This window comes from Geodermatophilus sp. SYSU D00684 (assembly GCF_054050455.1).
On sequence record NZ_JBJGZI010000009.1, the window covers coordinates 157,045 to 167,097 of the forward strand.

Annotated in this window: 13 protein-coding genes; 11 read left to right on the plus strand and 2 right to left on the minus strand. The window is 77.2% G+C overall.

Going from position 1 to position 10,053, the window contains the following annotated elements:
• Nucleotides 1–25 precede the first annotated feature (25 nt).
• The 4 genes from def to ACI79L_RS08785 are packed head-to-tail and all read left to right on the plus strand — an operon-like array spanning nucleotide 26 to nucleotide 3,434.
• A complete protein-coding gene (gene def / locus ACI79L_RS08770; protein ID WP_456926792.1) occupies nucleotides 26–559 on the plus strand; it encodes a peptide deformylase in 534 nt (177 codons plus the stop codon).
• Nucleotides 508–1,485 carry a methionyl-tRNA formyltransferase gene (gene fmt, locus ACI79L_RS08775; RefSeq protein WP_456936414.1) on the plus strand — a complete coding sequence of 326 codons (978 nt, stop codon included), beginning with the start codon at nucleotides 508–510 and terminating at the stop codon, nucleotides 1,483–1,485. The genes def and fmt overlap by 52 nt, the downstream gene beginning before the upstream one ends.
• Nucleotides 1,482–2,873 carry an RsmB/NOP family class I SAM-dependent RNA methyltransferase gene (locus tag ACI79L_RS08780; protein ID WP_456936415.1) on the plus strand — a complete coding sequence of 464 codons (1,392 nt, stop codon included), beginning with the start codon at nucleotides 1,482–1,484 and terminating at the stop codon, nucleotides 2,871–2,873. The genes fmt and ACI79L_RS08780 overlap by 4 nt, the downstream gene beginning before the upstream one ends.
• A 48-nt stretch (nucleotides 2,874–2,921) precedes the next feature.
• Entirely contained in the window at nucleotides 2,922–3,434 is a 513-nt protein-coding gene (locus ACI79L_RS08785; RefSeq protein WP_456936416.1) for a hypothetical protein, read from the plus strand.
• Nucleotides 3,435–3,441: 7 nt separating this feature from the next.
• Here the strand turns inward: ACI79L_RS08785 and ACI79L_RS08790 are convergent, their stop codons facing one another.
• Nucleotides 3,442–4,059 (minus strand): GPP34 family phosphoprotein, encoded by a 618-nt coding sequence (locus ACI79L_RS08790; RefSeq protein ID WP_456936417.1) that lies wholly within the window; start codon nucleotides 4,057–4,059, stop codon nucleotides 3,442–3,444.
• A gap of 67 nt (nucleotides 4,060–4,126) precedes the next feature.
• Between ACI79L_RS08790 and rpe the strand changes: the two genes are divergently transcribed.
• The 7 genes from rpe to hisG all read left to right on the plus strand — a co-directional run bounded on the left by rpe (nucleotide 4,127) and on the right by hisG (nucleotide 9,634).
• Complete coding sequence (gene rpe / locus ACI79L_RS08795) at nucleotides 4,127–4,801, plus strand: ribulose-phosphate 3-epimerase (protein WP_456936418.1); 675 nt, start codon at nucleotides 4,127–4,129, stop codon at nucleotides 4,799–4,801.
• Complete coding sequence (gene ribD, locus ACI79L_RS08800) at nucleotides 4,798–5,859, plus strand: bifunctional diaminohydroxyphosphoribosylaminopyrimidine deaminase/5-amino-6-(5-phosphoribosylamino)uracil reductase RibD (protein WP_456936419.1); 1,062 nt, start codon at nucleotides 4,798–4,800, stop codon at nucleotides 5,857–5,859. The genes rpe and ribD overlap by 4 nt, the downstream gene beginning before the upstream one ends.
• A gap of 1 nt (nucleotide 5,860) precedes the next feature.
• Nucleotides 5,861–6,484, plus strand: coding sequence for a riboflavin synthase (locus ACI79L_RS08805; RefSeq protein ID WP_456936420.1), 624 nt, complete (start codon nucleotides 5,861–5,863; stop codon nucleotides 6,482–6,484).
• A complete protein-coding gene (locus tag ACI79L_RS08810) occupies nucleotides 6,481–7,803 on the plus strand; it encodes a bifunctional 3,4-dihydroxy-2-butanone-4-phosphate synthase/GTP cyclohydrolase II (protein ID WP_456936421.1) in 1,323 nt (440 codons plus the stop codon). Before ACI79L_RS08805 ends, ACI79L_RS08810 begins: the two co-directional genes overlap by 4 nt.
• Before the next feature lie 76 nt (nucleotides 7,804–7,879).
• Nucleotides 7,880–8,407, plus strand: a complete 528-nt coding sequence (gene ribH, locus ACI79L_RS08815; RefSeq protein ID WP_456936422.1) for a 6,7-dimethyl-8-ribityllumazine synthase — start codon at nucleotides 7,880–7,882, stop codon at nucleotides 8,405–8,407.
• Nucleotides 8,404–8,667: a phosphoribosyl-ATP diphosphatase gene (locus ACI79L_RS08820; RefSeq protein ID WP_387986919.1), complete on the plus strand. Its 264-nt coding sequence runs from the start codon at nucleotides 8,404–8,406 to the stop codon at nucleotides 8,665–8,667. Before ribH ends, ACI79L_RS08820 begins: the two co-directional genes overlap by 4 nt.
• 100 nt (nucleotides 8,668–8,767) lie before the next feature.
• Nucleotides 8,768–9,634 carry an ATP phosphoribosyltransferase gene (hisG, locus tag ACI79L_RS08825; protein WP_456936423.1) on the plus strand — a complete coding sequence of 289 codons (867 nt, stop codon included), beginning with the start codon at nucleotides 8,768–8,770 and terminating at the stop codon, nucleotides 9,632–9,634.
• 22 nt (nucleotides 9,635–9,656) lie between these two features.
• Here hisG and ACI79L_RS08830 read toward each other — a convergent pair whose 3' ends face one another.
• Nucleotides 9,657–9,950, minus strand: a complete 294-nt coding sequence (locus ACI79L_RS08830) for a DUF4287 domain-containing protein (RefSeq protein ID WP_456936424.1) — start codon at nucleotides 9,948–9,950, stop codon at nucleotides 9,657–9,659.
• Nucleotides 9,951–10,053 lie beyond the last annotated feature (103 nt).

A 10,053-nucleotide genomic window follows, 5' to 3' on the forward strand; every position in this document is an offset into this window, starting at 1 on the left:
GCACGCCCCCACCTACGCTGGGCGGGTGAGCGTCACCCCCATCCGGCTGCTGGGCGACCCGGTCCTGCACCGGCCCGCGGCGCCCGTCGTCGACTTCGACGCGGAGCTGCGCCGGCTCGTCGCGGACCTGACCGACACCATGCACGCCGCCGGCGGCGCCGGGCTCGCCGCGCCGCAGATCGGCGTCGGGCTGCGGGTCTTCACCTGGTACGTCGACGGCGAGGTGGGCCACCTGGTCAACCCCTCGGTCGACCTGGTCGGCGACGAGACCGAGGAGGCGCCCGAGGGCTGCCTGTCCATCCCGGGCTTCCGCTTCGACTGCCGGCGGCACCTGCACGTCGTCGCGACCGGCTGGAACGTGCACGGCGACCCGGTGCGGGTGGAGGGCTCGGACCTGCTGGCCCGCGCGGTGCAGCACGAGGTGGACCACCTCGACGGCGTCGTGTTCGTCGACCGGCTCGACCCCGAGGCCGCCGCCGCGGCGCGGGCCGCGCTGGCCGAGGCCGAGTGGGCCGGCATGGCCGCCTGGGTCCCGCGCGTGGAGGTGAGCCCCCACTGAGGCTCCTGTTCGCCGGGACGCCCGAGGCCGCCGTCCCCTCGCTGGAGGCGCTGCTCGCCTCCGACCACGAGGTGGCCGCCGTGCTCACCCGGCCCGACGCCCGCTCCGGCCGCGGCCGGAAGGTCAGCCGCTCCCCGGTGGCCGAGCGCGCCGACGCCGCCGGCCTGCCGGTGCTGCAGCCCCGGTCGCCGCGCGAGCCGGAGTTCCTCGCCCAGCTCGCGGACCTCGCCGTCGACTGCGCGCCGGTGGTCGCCTACGGCGCGCTGGTCCCGCCCGCGGCGCTGGAGCTGCCCGCGCACGGCTGGGTCAACCTGCACTTCTCGCTGCTGCCGGCCTGGCGCGGCGCGGCGCCCGTGCAGCACGCGGTCATGGCCGGCGACGAGGTCACCGGCGCCTGCACCTTCCGGCTCGAGCAGGGCCTGGACACCGGCCCGGTCTTCGGCCTGGTCACCGAGCCGATCGGCCCGCGCGACACCGCCGGTGACCTGCTCGGCCGGCTCGCGGTCAGCGGCGCCCGGCTGCTGGTCGCCACCCTCGACGGCATCGCGGCCGGCACCCTCGTCCCGCGGCCCCAGCCGGCCGAGGGGGTCAGCCTCGCCCCGCGGATCGAGACCGCCGACGCCCGGGTCGACTGGGAGCTGCCTGCGCACGTCGTCGACCGGCGGGTGCGCGGGGTGACCCCCGCGCCCGGCGCGTGGACCACCTGGCGCGGCGACCGGCTGCGCCTGGGCCCGGTCGAGCCGCTGCCGACCGCCCTGGCCCTGGCACCCGGCGAGGTGTCGGCCGGGCCCAGCGGCGTCGTCGTCGGCACCGGCCGCGGCTCGGTGCGCCTGGGCGAGGTGCAGCCCGCGGGCAAGCGGATGCTGCCGGCCGCCGACTGGGCCCGCGGCGCCCGCCCGGCGCCCGGCGAGCGGTTCGGCGCATGAGTCGCCCGCCCCGGCGCCCGGCCGGCCCGCGCGGCGGGCGCCGCGACCGCTCGCCCCGCCGCCCGTCCCTCGACGGCGCCCGGCTGACCGCCTACGACGTCCTGGACGGCGTCTCGGCGCGGGAGGCCTACGCCAACCTGCTGCTGCCCCAGCTGCTCCGCGAGCGGGGCCTCGACCCGCGCGACGCCGCCTTCGCCACCCAGCTGGCCTACGGGGCGCTGCGCGCGCAGGGCACCCTCGACGCGGTGCTGGCCCGGCTGGTCGACCGACCGCTGGCCGACCTCGACCGGCGCGTCCTGGACCTGCTCCGCCTGGGCGCCTACCAGCTGCTGGACCTGCGGGTGCCGGCGCACGCCGCCGTCGCGACCACCGTCGACCTCACCCGCGCGATCGTCGGCGCCGGCGCCTCCGGGCTGGTCAACGCCGTGCTGCGGAAGGTGGCCACCGGCGGGGACCGCGCCGCGTGGCTCGAGCGGCTCGGCGCCGACGGCGACCGGCGGCTGGTGCTGGCCACCGACCACCCCGGGTGGATCGTGGCGGCCTGGCGCGAGGCGCTGGGCGGCGACGCCGAGCTCGAGGAGGCGCTGCTCGCCGACGACGCCGCGCCCGAGGTGCACCTGGTCGCCCGGCACGTGGACCGCGCCGCGCTGGCCGGGGAGTCCGGCGGGACGCCGGGGCCGTGGTCGCCGTACGCGGTGCGCCTCGGCGGGGGAGACCCCGGGAAGCTGCCGTCGGTGCGGGCGGGCCGGGCCGCGGTGCAGGACGAGGGCAGCCAGCTCGCCGCGCTGCTGCTCCCCCGCGCGCCGCTGGAGGGCCCCGACACGCGCTGGCTGGACGTCTGCGCCGGCCCCGGCGGCAAGGCGGGGCTGCTGGCCGCCGTCCGCCCGGCCGGGGTGCACCTGACCGCCGCCGACCGCGCGCCGCACCGCGCCGAGCTGGTCCGCGGGGCGCTGGCGGGGGAGGACGACGTCGAGGTGCTCGTCGCCGACGGGCGGGAGCCGCCGTGGGCGCCGGGCTCGTTCGACCGGGTGCTGCTCGACGCGCCGTGCACCGGGCTGGGCGCCCTGCGCCGGCGTCCGGAGGTGCGCTGGCGGCGCACGCCCGACGACGTCGGCCCGCTGGTGGACCTGCAGACCGCGCTGCTCGACCGCGCGCTGGCCTCGGTGCGCCCCGGCGGCGTCGTCGCCTACGTGACCTGCTCGCCGCACGCCGCCGAGACCGTCGCGGTCGCGGACGCCGCGGCCGCGCGGGACGACGTCGAGGTGCTCCCGGTGGCGCCGCTGTTCCCCGAGGTCCCCGGGATCGAGCGCGGCCCGTACGGGCAGCTGTGGCCGCACCGGCACGGCACCGACGCGATGTTCCTGGCCCTGCTGCGCCGCACCCGCTGAGACGCGCGGGGCCCCACGACCGGCGTCCGTCGCCTAGCCTGCCCCGCCGTGCCCACGCCCTCGGACTCCTGGCTCCCCGACGACTTCGTCCACCCCCTCCGCGCCGACCTGCCCACCGGTCAGCACCTGCGCCCCATCCGCGCGGCCGACACCGCCATCGACTTCCCCGCCGTCATGGGCTCCCGCGAGCGGCTGTGGGGCATCTACGGCGAGGCGTGGGGCTGGCCGCCCGCGACGATGACCGAGGAGCAGGACCGGGAGGACCTCGCCCGCCACGAGCGGGAGATCGAGGCGCACGAGAGCTTCAACTACGCGCTGCTCGACGAGGACGAGACCGAGCTGCTCGGCTGCGCCTACGTCGACCCGCCGGAGAAGGCCGGCGACGCCGACGCCGAGGTGTCCTGGTGGGTGGTCGACCGCCTGGCCGGCACCGAGGTCGAGGCGGCGCTGGACGCCTTCGTCCCGCGCTGGCTCGCCGCGGAGTGGCCGCTGCGGGCGCCGCGCTTCGTCGGCCGCGACCTGTCCTGGGCCGAGTGGACCGCGCTGCCCGACCGCGGCTGAGCGCCGGTCAGGCCGGGCCCGGCGCGTCGCCCGCGCGCAGCGCCGTGGCCTGCGTGCGGTAGCGGCGGGCGGTGGCGTGCAGGTGCCCGGTGACCGGCCCGCACAGCCACGCCGCGGCACCGGTGGCGGCGACCAGCTCCGGCTCCGGCGGCACCGGGCCGCCGCCGCGCAGCCCGGCGGCCAGGGCCACCGCGGCGACGGCGGCGTCCGCGGCGGTCCACCGGCCGTCGAGCGAGCCGGGGTCCCGGGTGCGGTCGACGTCGAGCCGCTCGCGGTGGGGCAGGAACCGGTCCCGGCGCCACCGCAGCCGCCGCCGGTCCCAGCGGCCGGCGGCGACCTCCGCGTCGGCGACGTCGCGCAGGCCGACCGGCCCGTCCTCGACCCAGCTGTCGAGGGACCGCTCCGGCCCGGCGGCGATCGCCGCGAGCAGGCGGTCGGCCGCGGCGGACCCGGTCGGGGAGCGGTCGACGACGCTGTCGGCCGTCTGGGTCACCCGGCCGCCCAGCCCGAGGTCGAGCAGCAGCCCCGCACGGACGGCCGGACCGCAGATCGACCAGTCGCCCGGGCGCCCGCGTCCGGCCAGGCACGGTGCGGCGACCCGCGCGGCCACCCCGGTGTCCGACACGGGCGGCACGGTAGCGGGACGGCGGCGCCGCGAGGGGGTGATCACCGGCTGCCTAGACTCGGACGACGTGGCCCGGACCCCGATGATCGCCCCCAGCCTGCTCTCGGCGGACTTCGCCCGGCTGGCCGACGAGGTGGCCCGCGTCGCCGACGCCGACTGGCTGCACGTCGACGTCATGGACGCCCACTTCGTCCCCAACCTCACCCTGGGGCGGCCGGTGGTCGAGGCGATCCAGGCGGTGAGCCCGATCCCGCTGGACTGCCACCTGATGATCGAGGCGCCCGAGCGCTGGGCGCCCGGGTACGCCGAGCTCGGCGCCCGCAACGTCACCGTGCACGCCGAGGCCTGCACCGGCGACCCCCGCGACGTCGCCCGGGACATCCGTGCCGCCGGCGCCCTGGCCGGCCTGGCCATCAAGCCCGGCACGCCGCTGGAGGACTACGAGGACGTCCTCCGCGACTTCGACACCCTCCTCGTCATGACCGTCGAGCCCGGCTTCGGCGGCCAGGCGTTCATCGCCGACGTGCTGCCCAAGGTCCGCCGCGCCCGCGAGCTGGTCGACACCGGCCACCTGCGGCTGCTGGTCGAGGTCGACGGCGGCATCAACGCCGACACCATCGAGCGGGCCGCCGAGGCAGGCGCCGACGTCTTCGTCGCGGGCTCGGCCGTCTACGGCGCCGACGACCCCGCCCGCGCGATCGCCGCGCTGCGCGCCCAGGCCACGGCGGCGGCCGCCGGGTGACGGTCACCCCGGCCGAGCAGGCCGCCATGGTGAGGGCGCGCGCGCTCGGCGAGAGCGTCCTCGGCAGCACCAGTCCCAACCCGCCGGTCGGCGCGGTCGTCCTCGACGCCGACGGCGCGGTCGTGGGGGAGGGCGCCACCTCCCCGCCCGGCGGGCCGCACGCCGAGGTGCACGCGCTGCGCCAGGCCGGTGAGCGCGCCCGCGGCGGCACCGCCGTCGTCACCCTCGAGCCGTGCGCCCACACCGGCCGCACCGGCCCCTGCGCCGACGCGCTGCTGGCCGCCGGGATCGCCCGGGTCGTCGTCGCCGTGCCCGAGCCCACCCGGCTGGCCGTCGGCGGCGCCGAGCGGCTGCACGCGGCCGGTGTCGACGTGGAGGTGGGCGTCGAGCGGCAGGCCGCCGAGGAGGGCGCGCTCGCCGCGTGGCTCACCGGCGTCCGCGCGGGCCGGCCGTTCGTCGTCTGGAAGGTCGGCGCCACCCTCGACGGGCGGGTCGCCGCCGCCGACGGGACCAGCCGCTGGATCACCGGCCCGACGGCCCGCGCCGCCGTGCACGCGCTGCGCGCCACGTGCGACGCGGTCGTCGTCGGGTCGGGCACCGCCCTGGCCGACGACCCGCAGCTCACCGTCCGCGACGCCGACGGCCGCGACGCCGCCCGCCAGCCGCTGCGCGTGGTGCACGACCGCCGCGGCCGGCTGCCGGCCACCGCGCGGGTGCTCGACGGTTCCGCGCCCACCCACGTCAGCCGCGCGGCCGGCCCCGCCGAGCTGCTCGCCGAGCTGTTCGACCGCGACGTGCGCCGGGTGCTGCTGGAGGGCGGCCCGACGCTGGCCGCCGCCTTCCTCCGTGACGGCCTGGTCGACGAGGCCGTCGTCCACCTCGCGCCGAAGCTGCTGGGCGCCGGTCCCTCGCTGGTGGGGGACCTGGGAATCAGCACGATCGGCGCGGCGCTGACCCTGGAGGTCCGGGACGTCACCCTGCTGGGCGGGGACGCGCAGATCCGCCTGCGGCCGACCCGGCACACTGGAGACCGACCGGTCGCGGACGAGAGGGGCTGACGTGTTCACGGGCATCGTCGAGGAGGTCGGCTCCCTCGCCGCGCGCGAGGAGTCCGCCGACGCCGCGGTGTTGCGCATCCGCGCCCGCCGCGTGCTCGAGGACGTGCGCCTCGGCGACTCGATCGCGGTCAACGGCGTCTGCCTCACCGTCACGGGCGTGGAGCCCGACGCCGACGGCAGCTCCGTGTGGTCCACCGACGTCATGGCCGAGACGCTGCGCCGCAGCAGCCTCGGCACCCTCGGCGACGGCGACCCGGTCAACCTCGAGCGCGCCGTCGCCGCCGGCGGGCGCCTGGGCGGGCACGTCGTGCAGGGCCACGTCGACGGCGTCGGCACGGTCGTCTCGCGCACGCCGAGCGAGCACTGGGACGTCGTCCGGGTCGCGCTGCCGCCGCAGCTGGCGCGCTACGTCGTCGAGAAGGGCTCGATCACCGTCGACGGCGTCTCGCTCACGGTCAGCGCCCTCAGCGCGGCCGACGACCCCGAGCCCTGGTTCGAGGTGAGCCTCATCCCCGCCACCCTCCGGGAGACCACGCTGGGCGGCCGCGCCCCGGGTGACCCGGTCAACCTGGAGGTCGACGTGATCGCCAAGTACGTGGAACGTCTGCTGGGAGCGCGACGATGAGCGGAGCAGTCCGCCTGGACACGGTCGAGAGCGCCATCGCGGCGGTCAAGGACGGCCGCCCCGTCGTCGTCATCGACGACGAGGACCGCGAGAACGAGGGCGACCTCATCTTCGCCTCGGAGCTGGCCACCCCCGAGCTCGTGGCCTTCATGGTCCGGTACACCTCGGGCTACATCTGCGTGTCGGTCACCGAGGCCGACGCGGACCGGCTGGACCTGCCGCCGATGTTCCGGGTCAACCAGGACCGCCGCGGCACCGCCTACACCGTGACCGTCGACGCCCGCGAGGGCGTGACCACCGGCATCTCGGCCTCCGACCGCGCGCACACCATCCGGCTGCTCGCCGCCGCGGACACCTCCTCGGCCGACCTCGCCCGCCCCGGGCACATCGTGCCGCTGCGCGCCAAGGACGGCGGCGTGCTGCGCCGGCCCGGGCACACCGAGGCCGCCGTCGACCTCGCCGTCCTCGCCGGCCTGCGCCCCTCGGGCACGCTGTGCGAGCTGGTCAGCGAGAAGGACCCGACCGGCATGGCCCGCGCCGAGGAGCTGCGGGTCTTCGCCGACGAGCACGACCTGTGCCTGATCTCCATCGCCGACCTCATCGCCTACCGCAAGCGGTTCGACAAGCTGGTCGAGCGGGTCGCCGAGGCCACCGTGCCGCTGGCGCCGGGCACCTTCACCGCGGTGGGCTACCGCAGCTCCTACGACGAGCGCGAGCACGTCGCCTTCGTCTACGGCGACATCGGCGACGGCGAGGACGTGCTCGTCCGCGTGCACTCCGAGTGCCTCACCGGCGACGTCTTCGGCTCGCTGCGCTGCGACTGCGGCCCCCAGCTGCAGGCCGCGCTGGCCGCCGTCGCGCACGAGGGCCGCGGGATCGTGCTCTACATCCGCGGGCACGAGGGCCGGGGGATCGGCCTGCTGCACAAGCTGCAGGCCTACCAGCTCCAGGACGCCGGCGTGGACACCGTCGACGCCAACCTCGACCTCGGCCTGCCCGCCGACGCCCGCGACTACGGCACCGGCGCGCAGATCCTCGTCGACCTCGGCGTGCACACCATGCGGCTGCTGACCAACAACCCGGCCAAGCGCGCGGGCCTGGAGGGCTACGGCCTCAAGGTCACCGGCCGGGTCCCGCTGCCCAGCCACGTCACCGCCGAGAACCTGTCCTACCTGCGCACCAAGCGCGACCGGATGGGCCACCTGCTCGACATCATCGAGCCCGAGACCGAGTCCGGCCCCGCCGACGTCCCCGCCGGTGAGCACGCCACCGTCCCCGGCACCGACGTCCCGCTGGGCCGGCGGGAGCAGCAGCTGTGAACGAGCTGGCGAGTTCACCGAGGGGCACAGCAGCGGGTCCGCGCACGCGGTCGACGAGCGCCAGCGAGGAGGCAGCGTGAGCGGACAGGGACGCCCCGAGGCGCAGGCGGTCGACGCCGCCGGGCTGACGCTGGGCATCGTCGCGACCACCTGGCACGCCGAGATCACCGACGCGCTGCTCGCCCGCGCCGTCGAGGCCGCCCGCGCCAGCGGCATCGGGGAGCCGACCGTCGTCCGGGCGCCGGGCGCGGTGGAGCTGCCGGTGGTCGCCCAGGCGCTGGCCGAGCGGCACGACGCCGTCGTCGCGCTCGGCGTCGTCATCCGCGGCGGCACGCCGCACTTCGAGTACGTCTGCGACGCGGTCACCGCGGGCCTCACCCGGGTGGCGCTGGACGCCGGCACGCCCGTCGGCAACGGCGTGCTCACCTGCGACACGGAGGAGCAGGCCCGCGACCGCGCCGGCCTGCCCGGCTCCGCGGAGGACAAGGGCTGGGAGGCCGCCGTCGCCGCCCTGGCCACCGCGCTCACCCTCCGCGACCTCCGCGGGCCGCGGCAGTCCACCGGCTTCCAGGTCACCCCGGCCGTCGGGCAGGGCCTGGCGTGAAGCGCTTCGACGAGCTGTTCGCCGAGCTGTCGGCCAAGGTCGCCGCGGGCGACCCCGCGTCGGGCACGGTGACCGCCGTCCGCGACGGCGTGCACGCGGCGGGCAAGAAGGTGGTCGAGGAGGCGGCGGAGTCCTGGATGGCCGCCGAGCACGAGGGGCCCGAGCGGACGGCGGAGGAGATCAGCCAGCTCCTCTACCGGGTGCAGGTCCTCATGCTCGCCCGCGGGCTGACCCTCGACGACGTCTACACCCACCTCTGAGGAAGGACCCTCCTGCCCCCCACCGCTCGCCCGCTCGCGGCGGGACCCTGCAGGAGGGCCGAGAGACCATCGGACGAGCACTCAACGAAGGAGCCACCCAGTGCTGCGCATCGCCGTGCCCAACAAGGGCGTCCTGAGCGAGCCCGCGGCCGCGATGCTCGCCGAGAGCGGCTACCGCCAGCGGCGCAGCACCAAGGACCTCGCGGTCTACGACCCCGAGAGCGACACCGAGTTCTTCTACCTGCGCCCGCGCGACATCGCCGTCTACGTGGCCGCCGGCACCCTCGACGTCGGCATCACCGGCCGCGACATGCTGCTGGAGACCGCGCCGGCCGACGGCGGGGGCCCGACCGCCGTCGAGGTCATGCCGCTGGGCTTCGGCCGCTCGTCGTTCCGGTTCGCCAGCCCCGTCGAGTCGGGCATCGACTCGGTCGAGAAGCTGGCCGGACGGCGGATCGCCACCGCCTACCCGGTGCTGCTGCAGCGGTACCTCGACGAGTCGGGCATCAAGGCCGGCGTGGTCAAGCTCGACGGCGCGGTGGAGACCGCCTGCCGCCTCGGGGTGGCCGACGCCGTGTGCGACGTCGTCGAGACCGGGACGACGCTGCGCGCGGCGGGCCTGCGGATCATCGGCGAGCCGGTGCTCACCAGCGAGGCGGTGCTCGTGCGCCGTGAGGGCGCGGAGGAGATCCCCGCCGTCGCCCAGCTGCGGCGGCGGCTGCGCGGGGTCCTCGTGGCCCGCCAGTACGTGCTGCTCGACTACGACTGCCCCAACGAGCTGCTGGCCCGGGCCACCGAGCTCACCCCCGGCCTCGAGGGCCCGACGGTGAGCCCGCTGCAGACCGAGGGCTGGTCGGCGGTGCGCGCGATGGTCCGCCAGTCGGACACCAACCGGGTCATGGACGAGCTCTGGGAGCTCGGCGCCCGCGCCATCCTCGTCACGAGCATCCACGCCTGCCGCCTCTAGCGGGAGGACCCCGCGCGGCCCGTCACCCGGCGGGCTTCGTGGCCCTGCCGTCGAGCCAGAGGGTGTCGGACTCGTCGCGGTGCGAGCCCGTGCCGCCGACGTGCCTGCTGTCGATGACCGGGCCGTTCCTCAGCACGTGGACCAGCGCCATCGCGTGACCGCGGCCGAGCCCGTGCTCCTCCTTCAGCCACGCCACCACCTCACCCGCCTTGGTGTCCGGGGCGTCGAGGCCCCGCTCGTGCGCCTGCGCGAGCAGCTGGCGCGGGGTGAGGCCCGTCTTCTCCTCGATCGCGTCGAGGTAGGCCTGGAAGGACATCGCGTGCTCCCCGGGGTCGGTGGGTGTCGGGAGAGGAGACGGCCCGGACCGGGCGGACTCATCGCCCACGCGACGGCGGCCCCCTCCCGGGAGGGAGGGGGCC

Bases quoted from the DNA above. Each gene is read 5' to 3' on its own strand.
- ACI79L_RS08830 (WP_456936424.1), bottom strand. From the start codon at position 9,950: ATGTCCTTCCAGGCCTACCTCGACGCGATCGAGGAGAAGACGGGCCTC.
- ACI79L_RS08810 (WP_456936421.1), top strand. From the start codon at position 6,481: ATGAGCGGAGCAGTCCGCCTGGACACGGTCGAGAGCGCCATCGCGGCG.
- ACI79L_RS08780 (WP_456936415.1), top strand. From the start codon at position 1,482: ATGAGTCGCCCGCCCCGGCGCCCGGCCGGCCCGCGCGGCGGGCGCCGC.